The following is a 13,049-nucleotide window of genomic DNA, read 5'->3' as shown; positions in this document are numbered from 1 at the left end:
AATAAACGACCAGACTGGACAAGGAGAATATTCAGTCATAATCTTAATCAATCGATTGATTAAGAATTGGGTCGCGTGATGAATACCCCCACCATGACCACGAAAGGTGAACAGGCCAAAAGCCAGCTAATTGCCGCCGCACTGGCACAGTTTGGCGAGTATGGCCTGCATGCCACCACCCGCGACATTGCCGCGCAGGCCGGACAAAATATTGCTGCCATTACCTACTATTTTGGCTCAAAAGAGGATTTATACCTCGCCTGCGCCCAGTGGATTGCCGATTTTATTGGCGCGCAGTTTCGGCCACACGCGGAAGAAGCTGAACGCTTATTCGCCGAGCCCCATCCCGACCGTGCGGCCATGCGCGAGCTGATTCTGCGTGCCTGCAAAAACATGATCATGTTGTTAACCCAGGAGGACACCGTCAATCTGAGCAAATTTATCTCGCGCGAACAGCTCTCCCCTACCGCGGCTTATCAACGGGTGCACGAGCAGGTTATTGAGCCGCTGCACAGTCATCTCACTCGTCTTATCGCCGCGTATACCGGCTGCGACGCCAGCGATACGCGCATGATTCTGCATACCCACGCGCTGCTCGGCGAAGTGCTGGCATTCCGTCTTGGTAAAGAAACCATTTTGTTACGTACCGGCTGGTCGCAGTTTGATGAAGAAAAAACTGCACTGATTACGCAGACCGTGACCTGCCATATCGATCTTATTCTGCAAGGGTTATCGCAAAGGAGTCTGGAGTGATGAAAAAACCTGTCGTTATCGGGCTGGTGATTGCGGCACTGCTCGCCGTGATTGCGGGTGGCACATGGTGGTATCAAAGCCGGCAGGATAACGGACTGACGCTCTACGGCAACGTGGACATCCGTACCGTTAACCTCAGCTTTCGCGTCGGAGGCCGACTCGCGTCGCTGGCGGTGGATGAAGGGGATACCATTAAAACGGGACAGGTGCTGGGTGAACTGGATCATGCTCCCTATGAGAACGCCCTGATGCAGGCAAAAGCAGGCGTTTCCGTCGCCCAGGCCCAGTACGATTTGATGCTGGCGGGCTATCGTCAGGAAGAGATTGCGCAGGCGGCGGCAGCGGTGAAACAGGCCCAGGCTGCCTATGATTACGCACAGAATTTCTACAACCGACAGCAGGGATTGTGGAAAAGCCGCACTATTTCCGCTAACGATCTGGAAAACGCCCGTTCTTCCCGCGACCAGGCGCTGGCCACGTTGAAATCCGCGCAGGACAAACTGAGTCAGTACCGTTCCGGTAATCGCGAACAGGATATCGCCCAGGCGAAAGCCAGCCTTGAACAGGCACAGGCGCAGTTGGCACAGGCGGAACTCGACCTCCATGACACCAAGCTTGTCGCCCCCTCGAACGGCACGCTGCTAACTCGTGCGGTCGAACCTGGCAGCATGCTCAACGCAGGAGGCACCGTGCTGACGCTCTCTCTCACCCGACCAGTCTGGGTGCGCGCCTACGTCGACGAACGTCATCTTTCTCAGGCACAGCCGGGACGCGAAATCCTGCTGTATACCGATGGACGTCCCGACAAGCCTTATCACGGTAAAATCGGCTTTGTCTCTCCGACGGCAGAATTCACGCCGAAAACGGTAGAGACACCGGACCTGCGTACCGATCTGGTTTACCGTCTGCGCATTGTGGTCACCGATGCCGACGACGCGCTGCGCCAGGGCATGCCGGTGACGGTGAAGTTCGGCAACGAGGCTGGACATGAATGACGCCGTCATCACGCTGAGCGGGGTGACTAAGCGTTTTTCCGGACTGGAAAAGCCGGCGGTCGCCCCACTCGATTGTACGATTCACGCCGGGTATGTAACCGGTCTGGTGGGGCCGGATGGCGCCGGGAAAACCACGCTGATGCGAATGCTGGCGGGCTTGCTGAAGCCGGATGGCGGTAGCGCAACGGTGATTGGCTTTGATCCAATCAAAAACGACAGCGCGCTGCATGCTGTGCTCGGTTACATGCCGCAGAAATTCGGTCTGTATGAGGATCTCACTGTAATGGAGAACCTCAATCTTTACGCGGATTTACGCAGCGTGACGGGCGAGGTGCGGGAAAAAACCTTTGCCCGTCTGCTGGAATTTACCTCGCTCGGCCCGTTTACCGGACGTCTGGCGGGAAAACTGTCCGGCGGGATGAAACAAAAGCTGGGGCTGGCCTGTACGTTGGTCGGCGAACCCAAAGTGCTGCTGCTGGATGAACCTGGCGTCGGTGTTGACCCAATCTCACGTCGCGAACTGTGGCAGATGGTGCACGAACTGGCGGGAGACGGGATGCTGATCCTGTGGAGCACCTCCTATCTGGATGAAGCCGAACAGTGTCGGGACGTGCTGCTGATGAACGAAGGCGAACTGCTGTATCAGGGGGAGCCGACCCAACTGACACAAACCATGGCGGGACGCAGTTTTTTGATGCACAGCCCGCAGGAAAACAACCGGAAACTGCTCCAGCGGGCGTTAAAACTGCCGCAGGTTAGCGACGGCATGATTCAGGGGAAATCGGTGCGTCTGATCCTGAAAAAAGAGGCCACAGCGGACGACATTCGCCATGGCAACGGCATGCCGGAACTCGACATCAGCGAGACTGCGCCACGCTTCGAAGATGCGTTTATCGATCTGCTGGGCGGTGCCGCGACCTCTGAATCGCCGCTGGGCGCCATTTTGCATACCGTAGAGGGAACGCCAGGCGAAACGGTGATTGAAGCGAAAGCGCTGACCAAGAAATTCGGCGATTTTGCCGCCACTGACCACGTTGATTTTGCCGTCCAGCGCGGAGAAATTTTTGGCCTGCTGGGCCCCAACGGCGCGGGAAAATCGACAACCTTTAAAATGATGTGCGGCCTGCTGGTGCCCACGTCCGGGAAAGCGTTGGTGTTGGACATGGATCTGAAGGTCAGCTCCGGCAAAGCTCGCCAGCATCTTGGCTATATGGCGCAAAAGTTCTCGCTCTACGGCAACCTGACGGTGGAGCAAAACCTGCGCTTTTTCTCCGGCGTTTATGGTCTGCGGGGACGCGCGCAGAACGAAAAAATTGCCCGCATGAGCGAGGCGTTTGGCCTGAAAAGCATCGCTTCGCATGCCACCGACGAACTGCCGCTGGGCTTTAAGCAACGTCTGGCGCTGGCCTGTTCGCTGATGCATGAACCGGACATTCTGTTTCTTGACGAGCCCACTTCTGGTGTCGATCCCCTCACCCGCCGAGAGTTCTGGCTGCATATCAACAGCATGGTGGAAAAAGGCGTGACGGTGATGGTGACGACCCACTTTATGGACGAAGCGGAATACTGCGACCGCATCGGACTGGTCTATCGCGGGAAACTGATTGCCAGCGGTACGCCGGACGATCTGAAAGCGCAGGCCGCCGATGACGACACGCCGGACCCGACCATGGAGCAGGCTTTTATCCGGTTAATTAACGACTGGGATAAGGAGCATGCCAATGCGTAACCGCCTTCTCTCCTGGCGTCGCGTACGGGCGCTGTGCGTCAAAGAGACGCGGCAGATTGTCCGCGATCCCAGTAGCTGGCTGATCGCCGTGGTGATCCCACTGCTGCTGCTGTTTATTTTTGGCTACGGCATTAACCTTGACTCCAGCAAGTTGCGGGTGGGGATCCTGCTTGAGCAGCAAAGCGAAGAGGCGCTGGACTTTACCCATGCGATGACCGGCTCACCGTACATCGACGCCACCATCAGCGATAACCGCCAGGCGCTGATTGAAAAGATGCAGGCCGGACGTATTCGCGGTCTGGTGGTCATTCCGGTCGATTTCGCCCAGCAGATGGCGCGCGCCAACGACACCGCACCCATTCAGGTAATCACCGACGGCAGTGAACCCAATACCGCCAACTTCGTGCAGGGCTATGTGGAAGGGATCTGGCAAATCTGGCAGATGCAGCGAGCGGAAGATCGCGGAGAAACGTTTGAACCACTGATTGAGGTGCAAACCCGCTACTGGTTTAACCCGGCGGCAATCAGCCAGCATTTTATCATCCCGGGCGCAGTGACCATCATCATGACGGTGATCGGCGCGATCCTCACCTCGCTGGTGGTGGCGCGCGAATGGGAACGCGGGACCATGGAAGCGTTGCTCTCCACGGAAGTGACGCGCGCCGAACTGCTGCTGTGCAAGCTCATCCCCTACTACTTCCTCGGCATGCTGGCGATGCTGCTGTGTATGCTGGTGTCGGTGTTTATTCTCGGCGTCCCGTATCGCGGATCGCTTCTGCTGCTGTTTTTCATCACCAGCCTGTTTTTGCTCAGCACGCTGGGGATGGGACTTCTGATCTCCACCATCACCCGCAACCAGTTTAATGCCGCCCAGGTGGCGCTTAACGCCGCCTTTTTGCCATCGATTATGCTGTCTGGCTTTATCTTCCAGATAGACAGTATGCCTGCGGTGATCCGCGCGGTAACCTATATTATTCCGGCGCGCTACTTCGTCAGCACCCTGCAAAGCCTGTTTCTCGCCGGTAATATCCCGGTGGTGCTGGTGGTCAACGTGCTGTTTTTGATCGCCTCAGCGGTGATGTTTATTGGCCTGACGTGGCTGAAAACCAAACGTCGGCTGGATTAGGGAGACGCGCATGTTTCATCGTTTATGGACGTTAATCCGCAAAGAATTGCAGTCGCTGCTACGCGAGCCGCAGACCCGCGCGATTTTAATTTTGCCGGTACTGATTCAGGTGCTTTTGTTTCCCTTTGCCGCAACGCTGGAAGTGACTAACGCCACCATCGCCATCTATAACGAAGACAACGGCAAGCATTCGGTGGAGCTGACCCAGCGCTTTGCCCGTGCTAAAGCCTTTACCCACATCCTGCTACTGAAAAGCCCGCAGGAAATTCAGCCCACAATCGATACGCAAAAAGCGCTGCTGCTGGTGCGCTTTCCGGCGGATTTCTCGCGCAATCTGGATACCTTTCAGTCTGCGCCCATGCAGTTAATACTTGATGGTCGTAACTCGAACAGCGCGCAGATCGCCGCCAACTATCTCCAGCAAATCGTGAAGAACTATCAGCAGGAGTTGATGGAGGGCAAGCCGAAGCCGAACAACAGCGAGCTGGTGGTGCGCAACTGGTACAACCCTAACCTCGACTACAAATGGTTTGTGGTGCCGTCACTGATCGCGATGATCACCACCATTGGCGTGATGATCGTCACCTCGCTGTCCGTCGCGCGCGAGCGCGAACAGGGCACGCTGGATCAGCTGTTGGTCTCCCCGCTCACCACCTGGCAAATATTTATCGGTAAAGCGGTTCCTGCACTGATTGTCGCCACCGGCCAGGCCTCTATCGTGCTGGCAATCGGTATCTGGGCGTATCAGATCCCGTTTGCCGGGTCGCTGGCGCTGTTTTACTTCACGATGGTGATTTACGGGCTGTCGCTGGTGGGATTTGGCCTGTTGATCTCCTCACTCTGCTCCACGCAGCAGCAGGCGTTTATCGGCGTATTCGTCTTTATGATGCCGGCAATTTTACTGTCGGGCTACGTCTCTCCGGTCGAGAACATGCCGGTCTGGTTACAGAATCTGACATGGATAAACCCGATCCGTCATTTCACGGATATCACCAAGCAGATCTATTTGAAAGATGCGAGTTTGCAGATTGTCTGGGGAAGCTTGTGGCCGCTACTGGTGATAGCGGCCACAACGGGATCAGCGGCGTATGCGATGTTTAGACGCAAAATCATGTAACTTTTTGTCTTTCGCCAGCAGCGAAACCACAGCGGGTCCGGCCAGGATTGCCAGTCCCGCTAACGCCAACAAGACGTTGTTTTGTAAAACCCGGGACAGCAGCCACAACGCAATCAGCGACGCGCCGAAATACCAGGTGGTGGTGAGTTCTTCCAGCACGTCGGCGACTTCGCGCCAGCGCTGCTCGTGATGACGCTGTAACGCCAGCATCAGTAATACGGTCACGCCATACACTACGCATAATCCCAGGCCAACGTGCACCAGCGTGCCACTCTTCCAGCCTACGACCAACAACGCCACGACCAGTAAATGCAACATAATCTGCCAGCAACTTAACCCCGTTGCGACACGAACTCGTTGTTGCCACCTCATGGCTTTTCTCCTGAAGGATTTTTCTCTAATGACTCAGAGTACCGCACTTTACGGAAAATTCCGTAACACCGCACCTTTTTGTGACGACGACTACACTATTTCAATCAGAAGAGTGACGCCAACAGGAGAAAAATGACTCAATCGACACGAAATTTTTCATTCACCGTGCTCACCATCAATACGCATAAAGGCTTTACCGCCTTTAACAAGCGCTTCATTTTACCGGAACTGCGTGATGCCGTTCGTACGGTTGGCGCCGACATTGTCTGCCTGCAGGAGGTGATGGGCGCGCACGAAGTGCATCCGCTGCACGTCGAAAACTGGCCGGATACCACGCACTACGAATTTCTCGCCGACACGATGTGGAGTGACTACGCTTACGGGCGTAACGCCGTCTACCCGCAAGGGCATCATGGCAACGCGGTGCTGTCACGCTATCCTATTGAACATTATGAAAATCGTGATGTTTCGGTCGGCAGCAGTGAAAAGCGCGGCGTGCTCTATTGCCGTATTGTTCCGCCGCAACTCGGGAAACCGATTCATGTGATGAGTGTTCACCTCGGCCTGCGTGAAGCTCACCGGCAGGCGCAACTCACCCTGCTGACAGACTGGGTCAACGCCCTGCCCGACGATGAACCGGTGGTGGTGGCCGGTGATTTCAACGACTGGCGGCAAAAGGCAAACCATTCCTTAAAAGCCGCGGGCCTGGAGGAAATTTTCACCCGCGCCCGCGGCCGCCCGGCACGGACCTTTCCTGTCAGCCTGCCGCTGCTGCGCCTTGATCGTATTTACGTGAAAAATGCCAATGCCAGTTCGCCGACAGCGCTACCGCTGCGCAACTGGCGGCATCTCTCTGACCATGCCCCCCTTAGCGCGGAGATCCATCTATGAAATGTGGCTGGCGTGAAGGTAATCAGATCCAGTTACTGGAAAACGGCGACCAGTATTATCCCGCTGTGTTTGCGGCAATAGCCGATGCGCAGCAAAGAATTATTCTCGAAACTTTCATCTGGTTTGAAGATGAGGTAGGAAAACAGCTTCATGCGGCTCTGCTGGCCGCAGCAAAACGCGGCGTGAAGGCGGAAGTACTGCTGGACGGCTACGGCTCACCGGACCTGAGCGATGCATTCGTTGGCGAACTGACCTCGGCAGGCGTGGTGTTTCGTTATTACGATCCGCGTCCCCGGATCTTTGGTATGCGCACCAACGTCTTTCGCCGTATGCATCGCAAGATTGTGGTGATAGACGACCGGGTGGCGTTTATCGGCGGGATCAACTATTCCGATGAACATATGTCCGACTATGGCCCGGAAGCCAAGCAGGACTACGCGGTACGCGTGGAAGGACCTGTCGTCGCCGATATACTGCAGTTTGAAGTGGAAAACCTTCCCGGGCAGAGTGCAGTACGCCGCTGGTGGCGCCGTCATCACCGTGCTGAAGAGAACCGCCAGCCCGGCGAGGCGCAGGCGCTGTTCGTCTGGCGCGACAACGACGAGCACCGCGACGATATCGAACGTCACTACCTTAAAATGCTCACCCAGGCACGGCGGGAAGTGATTATCGCCAACGCCTACTTCTTTCCCGGTTACCGGTTACTGCACGCCATGCGCAAAGCCGCCCGCCGCGGCGTGCGCGTCAAACTGATCGTGCAGGGGGAGCCGGATATGCCAATTGTGAAGGTCGGAGCCCGTCTGCTGTACAACTATCTGGTGAAAGGCGATGTCCAGGTTTACGAATATCGCCGCAAGCCACTGCATGGCAAAGTGGCGCTGATGGATGACCACTGGGCGACGGTCGGCTCCAGCAATCTCGACCCGCTCAGCCTGTCGCTTAATCTGGAAGCCAACCTGATCGTGCACGATCGCCAGTTCAACCAGACGCTGCGCGACAACCTTAACGCGATCATTGCCGAAGACTGTAAGCTGGTCGATGAGTCGATGCTGCCGAGACGCACCTGGTGGAACCTGACCAAAAGCGTGCTGGCGTTCCACTTCTTACGTCACTTCCCGGCGCTGGTCGGCTGGCTTCCGGCGCATACTCCCCATCTCGCGCAGGTTGATCCGCCAGCCCAGCCCGAGATGGAAACGCAGGATCGGGTAGAAGTACAGAACACAGGAGCCAAACCCTGATGGCAAAATCACATCCGCGCTGGCGGCTGGCAAAAAAGATCCTCACCTGGCTGTTTTTTATCGCCGTGATTGTGCTGCTGGTGGTCTACGCCAAAAAGGTGAACTGGGAAGACGTCTGGACGGTGATCCGTGACTACAACCGGGTTGCGTTGCTGAGCGCCGTCGGGCTGGTGATCCTCAGCTATCTGCTCTATGGCTGCTATGACCTGTTGGGCCGCGCCTATTGCGGTCACAAGCTGGCAAAGCGGCAAGTGATGCTGGTGTCGTTTATTTGCTATGCATTTAACCTGACGCTCAGTACCTGGGTCGGCGGCATCGGTATGCGCTACCGGCTCTATTCCCGCCTCGGCCTGCCGGGTGGCACCATCACCCGTATCTTCTCTCTTAGCATCACCACCAACTGGCTGGGCTATATTTTGCTTGGCGGGATCATCTTCACCTTTGGCGTGGTGCAACTGCCTGCCCACTGGTATATCGACGAGGGCACGCTGCGTATTCTCGGCGTGGTGCTGCTGTTAATCATCGCTATTTATCTGTGGTTCTGCGCTTTCGCAAAACACCGTCATATGACGATCAAAGGGCAGAAACTGGTGCTACCGTCGTGGAAATTTGCGCTGGCCCAGATGGCCATCTCCAGCGCCAACTGGATGGTGATGGGGGCGATTATCTGGTTGCTACTGGGCCAGGAGGTGAATTATTTCTTCGTGCTGGGCGTGCTGCTGGTCAGCAGTATCGCGGGAGTGATTGTCCACATTCCGGCGGGAATTGGCGTTCTGGAAGCGGTGTTTATCGCGCTGCTGGCGGGGGAAGACACGTCGCAAGGCGCGATTATTGCCGCCCTGCTCGCCTACCGCGTGCTGTATTACTTTATTCCCTTATTGCTGGCGCTGATCTGCTATCTGGTGCTGGAGAGTCGGGCGAAGAAGCTGCGGGCGAAGAACGAGAAGGCGATGGCGAAGTAATACCTCGTCACCGCCCTCGGCATCATTTCGTAGGCCGGATAAGGCGTAGCCGCCATCCGGCACAACGAACTCAACGGCGATTGCCTAAAATACGCAGCAGCATCAGGAACAGGTTGATAAAGTCCAGATACAGCGTCAGCGCACCGAGAATCGAATATTTACGCAGGTTAGAACTGTCGCGCACATCGATTTGCTCGCCAATGTTCTTCAGCTTCTGGGTGTCATAGGCGGTCAGCCCAACAAACACCACCACGCCAATATAGGTCACCGCCCACATCAGCGCCTCGCTTTTCAGCCAGAAGTTCACCAGTGAGGCCAGGATGATGCCAATCAGCGCCATAAACAGCATGTTGCCCCAGCCGCTCAGATCGCGCTTCGTGGTGTATCCCCACAGGCTCATCACTCCAAACATCCCGCCGGTCACCACGAAGGTGCTGGCGATGGAGGAGTAGGTGTAGACGATAAAAATACTGGAAAGTGTGAGCCCGGTTAGCGCCGAATAGAGCATAAACAGCGTCGTCGCCATACCTGCACTGAGTTTATGCACCAACCCAGACAGCACAAAGACCAGCGCCAGTTGGGCGATGATTAAACCGAAGAACGTAATTTTGCTGGAAAAAACGAACATCATGACGGCTGGCGTATTCGCCGCATACCACGCAATAAACGCGGTAAGCAGCAACCCGACCGTCATCCAGCCGTATACCTGCGCCATATAGGTTTGCAGGCCGGAACGTGCCTGCACGATTGATTCGGATCGTGGAAATCGGTCCATGATAATCTCCTGATTGAAAGTGACCACTCTGGATAAGCGTATCACAATTTCTTGCTACCAGCGTTTAGCCGCCTGCCGATCGCTGTCACGGGCTTCCACCCAGCGCTCGCCTTCCGGCGTGGCTTCACGCTTCCAGAACGGCGCACGCGTCTTTAGATAGTCCATGATGAACTGACCGGCCTCAAACGCACTGCTACGGTGCGAACTGGTGACGCCAACAAAGACGATTTCATCGCCCGGCCACAGTTCGCCAATCCGGTGAATCACCGTGATGCGTCCCAGCGGCCAGCGCACCCGCGCCTCATCGACAATCTCCGCCAGCGCTTTTTCCGTCATCCCCGGATAGTGCTCCAGCGTAAGCGCCTTCACGCTGTCGCCGAGATTATGGTTGCGCACTTTACCAGTAAAGGTCACCACCGCACCGTCTTCGTCGCGTGCCGCCAGCCAGGGATACTCGTCCCCCACGCTGAACGGCGCAGGCCCGACCACAATTTTCGTTTCAGCCATCTCAGCCTCCCGTCACCGGGGGAAAGAAAGCCACTTCATCACCCGCCGTCAGCGGATGATCAAAGCTCACCAGCGTCTGGTTTACCGCCGCCAGCAGCTTGCCGTCTTCCAGCGCCAGCGCCCAACGGTTGCTGTTAGTCGCCAGATGCTGACGCAGCGCTTCCACTGTCGGGAAATCTGCCGCGACGTCCAGCGTATCCGTACCAACCAGTTCGCGAACCTGAGCAAAGAACAAAACCTTAATCATTCGAATCCGCCTTAAAATCGCCAGACTTGCCGCCGCTTTTCGCCAGCAGGCGCACCGGGCCAATCACCATGTCTTTTTGCACCGCTTTGCACATGTCGTAAATGGTCAACGCGGCGACGGACGCCGCCGTCAGCGCTTCCATTTCCACCCCGGTTTTGCCGGTAAGACGACACAACGATTCAACACGGACACGGTTGTGTTCCGGCTGTGCATGGAGCTGGACTTCCACTTTGCTCAACAGCAACGGATGGCACAGCGGGATGAGCTCCCAGGTGCGCTTTGCTGCCTGAATCCCGGCGATACGCGCGGTGGCGAACACATCGCCCTTATGGTGGCTGCCGTCGATAATCATGGCCAGTGTTTCGCTGCGCATGGTGACAAAGGCTTCGGCGCGCGCTTCGCGTACGGTCTCCGCTTTTGTGGAGACATCCACCATGTGCGCTTCACCGGCGGCGTTTATGTGAGTCAGTTGCGACATACTTATTATTTCTTCAAATGTGGGTGAAAATTACAAGGACGCGTACGGGCATCAAGTTGCGGCGCGATGATATTGTCCCACGCCGTGCGGCAGGCTTTGGTGGAACCCGGCATCGCAAAAATTAGCGTTTTGTTGGCCACGCCCGCCACTGCGCGCGACTGCAGCGTGGCCGTGCCGATCTCTTCAAATGACAGCATACGAAACACTTCACCAAAGCCTTCCACTTCGCGATCAAACAGCGGCAGCAGCGCTTCCGGTGCCTGGTCGCCTTCAGTCAGGCCCGTGCCGCCGGTGATCAACACCACCTGCACCTCATCACTGGCAATCCATGCTGACACCTGCGCGCGAATGGCGTAACGGTTCTCTTTGACAATTGCTTTATCGATAACCTGATGTCCCGCTTCCTGCGCGGAATCCCGCAGAAAATGACCAGAGGTATCGTCCTCTTCGCCACGGCGATTCGATACTGTCAGAATAGCAATGCGGGTCGGGATAAATTCAGCGCTTACCTGACTCATGGAATACTCCTTGTTCAAGCGGCGTTAACCGCCGATGTATGAGAGGTTCTGGGTAATACCGGTGTTGTTCTGGTGCAGGAAATGGGTCTGCTTTTTCTCACGCAACGCAAGCGAGATACGCGCTTCGAGCGCGTCTTGTTGCCCATCGTCTTCCAGCAAATCACGCAGGCTGACGCCACCCTCGCCGAACAGGCAGAGATGAAGTTTACCCACGGAGGAGACGCGCAGACGGTTGCAGGTGGCGCAGAAATCTTTTTCGTACGGCATGATGAGGCCGATTTCACCCTCATAATCGGGGTGACAGAACACCTGCGCCGGGCCGTCACTGCGCTGGCGTAGCTGGTGGATCCAGCCGCGACGCAACAGTTCGTCACGCAACACCTGACCGGAGATGTGGTGTTTACGGAACAGTTCGCTGCCCTCACCCGTCTCCATCAGTTCGATGAAACGCAGTTGAATGGGACGCGTCTGGATCCAGCCAAGAAAAGTATCGAGCTGATGATGATTCACATCGCGCATTAGCACGGTGTTGACTTTAACTTTTGCAAAACCGGCATCAAACGCGGCGTCGATGCCCGCCATCACCTGCTGGAATTTATCCTGCCCGGTAATCGCGTGGAACTGACGCGCATCAAGGCTATCAACGCTGACGTTAATGCCGGTCAAACCCGCATCGCGCCAGTGGGCGGCATCACGCGCCAGACGGTAGCCGTTGGTGGTCACCGCCAGTTGACGAATCGCCTCGTTTTCACGCACGGCGGCAATGATGTCGGTAAAATCACGACGCAGAGAAGGTTCGCCACCGGTCAGGCGCACTTTTTCGGTGCCCAGGTTAGCAAAGGCGCGAGTCACCCGACGAATTTCATCGACGGAGAGAAAACCTTTATTGGTGACGCCGCCGGGCTTGTAGCCATCCGGCAGACAGTATGTGCAACGAAAGTTACACACATCGGTAATCGACAGACGCAAATAGTAAAACTTGCGCGCGAAAGCATCGGTCAGTTGTGTGGCCATGTACACCTTTCCAAATACGGGAGGCGAAGTCATTTCTTCCTGCGCCCTGGTGGCAATGCGTTTGCGTTGTCACGGCCAAAGCACCGTATCATTTGACCCAGGTGCAGAGGCTAGAGTGTTAACTGTGGTTATGGCGATACTAGCGTGTAAACGAACATAATGCTATTTACACTTAACGATGTATAATCATATATATAGCGCCATGATCGTGCCATTTCGTTACAGAATAAGCAAAAATAGCACTTTTGCATTGATGTACATCATTTCGCTGTCAGGCATTCGCCCCCCTAAAGGAGTAGTGCGGCAGAATTTATTTTCTCAACTTGC

General features: G+C 56.0%; 15 protein-coding genes and 1 riboswitch. Of the genes, 8 read left to right on the top strand and 7 right to left on the bottom strand.

All coding sequences use genetic code 11. The features are described 5' to 3' along the window. Nucleotides 1-78: 78 nt before the first annotated feature. From cecR to ACQ0PY_RS07930, 5 genes are read left to right on the top strand one after another with little or no spacing between them, the layout of a single operon-like run. Nucleotides 79-753 carry a transcriptional regulator CecR gene (gene cecR / locus ACQ0PY_RS07950; RefSeq protein WP_044327530.1) on the top strand — a complete coding sequence of 225 codons (675 nt, stop codon included), beginning with the start codon at nt 79-81 and terminating at the stop codon, nt 751-753. Beyond that, a complete protein-coding gene (hlyD, locus tag ACQ0PY_RS07945; protein WP_109740032.1) occupies nt 753-1,748 on the top strand; it encodes a secretion protein HlyD in 996 nt (331 codons plus the stop codon). Before cecR ends, hlyD begins: the two co-directional genes overlap by 1 nt. Further along, nucleotides 1,741-3,477, top strand: a complete 1,737-nt coding sequence (locus ACQ0PY_RS07940) for an ATP-binding cassette domain-containing protein (protein ID WP_044267990.1) — start codon at nt 1,741-1,743, stop codon at nt 3,475-3,477. Before hlyD ends, ACQ0PY_RS07940 begins: the two co-directional genes overlap by 8 nt. Beyond that, complete coding sequence (locus tag ACQ0PY_RS07935; RefSeq protein WP_043001291.1) at nt 3,470-4,603, top strand: ABC transporter permease; 1,134 nt, start codon at nt 3,470-3,472, stop codon at nt 4,601-4,603. The genes ACQ0PY_RS07940 and ACQ0PY_RS07935 overlap by 8 nt, the downstream gene beginning before the upstream one ends. A gap of 10 nt (nt 4,604-4,613) precedes the next feature. After that, nucleotides 4,614-5,720, top strand: a complete 1,107-nt coding sequence (locus ACQ0PY_RS07930) for an ABC transporter permease (RefSeq protein ID WP_043001292.1) — start codon at nt 4,614-4,616, stop codon at nt 5,718-5,720. Here the strand turns inward: ACQ0PY_RS07930 and ACQ0PY_RS07925 are convergent. After that, a complete protein-coding gene (locus ACQ0PY_RS07925; protein WP_044267995.1) occupies nt 5,682-6,092 on the bottom strand; it encodes a YbhQ family protein in 411 nt (136 codons plus the stop codon). The two genes, ACQ0PY_RS07930 and ACQ0PY_RS07925, sit on opposite strands and share 39 nt — an antisense overlap. 132 nt (nt 6,093-6,224) lie before the next feature. On the opposite strand from ACQ0PY_RS07925, the gene ACQ0PY_RS07920 reads away from it, so the two are divergent. Genes ACQ0PY_RS07920 through ACQ0PY_RS07910 form a run of 3 tightly spaced genes read left to right on the top strand, consistent with a single transcriptional unit; the run spans nt 6,225 to nt 9,183 of the window. Next, the gene (locus ACQ0PY_RS07920) at nt 6,225-6,983 is read left to right on the top strand and encodes an endonuclease/exonuclease/phosphatase family protein (RefSeq protein WP_109740031.1); all 759 of its coding nucleotides are present in this window, start codon (nt 6,225-6,227) and stop codon (nt 6,981-6,983) included. Further along, on the top strand, nt 6,980-8,221 hold the full coding sequence (gene clsB, locus ACQ0PY_RS07915) for a cardiolipin synthase ClsB (RefSeq protein ID WP_109740030.1): 1,242 nt from the start codon (nt 6,980-6,982) through the stop codon (nt 8,219-8,221). The genes ACQ0PY_RS07920 and clsB overlap by 4 nt, the downstream gene beginning before the upstream one ends. Beyond that, the gene (locus ACQ0PY_RS07910; RefSeq protein WP_043001296.1) at nt 8,221-9,183 is read left to right on the top strand and encodes a lysylphosphatidylglycerol synthase domain-containing protein; all 963 of its coding nucleotides are present in this window, start codon (nt 8,221-8,223) and stop codon (nt 9,181-9,183) included. The genes clsB and ACQ0PY_RS07910 overlap by 1 nt, the downstream gene beginning before the upstream one ends. Nucleotides 9,184-9,253: 70 nt before the next feature. Here the strand turns inward: ACQ0PY_RS07910 and ACQ0PY_RS07905 are convergent, their stop codons facing one another. From ACQ0PY_RS07905 to moaA, 6 genes are all read right to left on the bottom strand, one after another. Further along, on the bottom strand, nt 9,254-9,958 hold the full coding sequence (locus tag ACQ0PY_RS07905; RefSeq protein ID WP_043001297.1) for a Bax inhibitor-1/YccA family protein: 705 nt from the start codon (nt 9,956-9,958) through the stop codon (nt 9,254-9,256). Between the two features lie 54 nt (nt 9,959-10,012). Beyond that, nucleotides 10,013-10,465 (bottom strand): molybdopterin synthase catalytic subunit MoaE, encoded by a 453-nt coding sequence (gene moaE, locus ACQ0PY_RS07900; protein ID WP_044256447.1) that lies wholly within the window; start codon nt 10,463-10,465, stop codon nt 10,013-10,015. A gap of 1 nt (nt 10,466) precedes the next feature. Beyond that, complete coding sequence (moaD, locus tag ACQ0PY_RS07895) at nt 10,467-10,712, bottom strand: molybdopterin synthase sulfur carrier subunit (protein WP_043001299.1); 246 nt, start codon at nt 10,710-10,712, stop codon at nt 10,467-10,469. Beyond that, nucleotides 10,705-11,190 carry a cyclic pyranopterin monophosphate synthase MoaC gene (gene moaC / locus ACQ0PY_RS07890; RefSeq protein WP_061070351.1) on the bottom strand — a complete coding sequence of 162 codons (486 nt, stop codon included), beginning with the start codon at nt 11,188-11,190 and terminating at the stop codon, nt 10,705-10,707. Before moaC ends, moaD begins: the two co-directional genes overlap by 8 nt. Before the next feature lie 5 nt (nt 11,191-11,195). Continuing rightward, nucleotides 11,196-11,708 (bottom strand): molybdenum cofactor biosynthesis protein B, encoded by a 513-nt coding sequence (moaB, locus tag ACQ0PY_RS07885; protein WP_043001301.1) that lies wholly within the window; start codon nt 11,706-11,708, stop codon nt 11,196-11,198. A gap of 24 nt (nt 11,709-11,732) precedes the next feature. Further along, nucleotides 11,733-12,722, bottom strand: a complete 990-nt coding sequence (gene moaA / locus ACQ0PY_RS07880; RefSeq protein WP_043001302.1) for a GTP 3',8-cyclase MoaA — start codon at nt 12,720-12,722, stop codon at nt 11,733-11,735. Beyond that, nucleotides 12,710-12,852, bottom strand: a riboswitch (molybdenum cofactor riboswitch). (Overlaps the previous gene by 13 nt.) Nucleotides 12,853-13,049 lie beyond the last annotated feature (197 nt).

It is taken from the genome of Citrobacter sp. LST-B2 (assembly GCF_057983045.1).
Note: the sequence above shows the minus strand (reverse complement) of the source record. Positions and strands in the feature narration are given on the sequence as shown.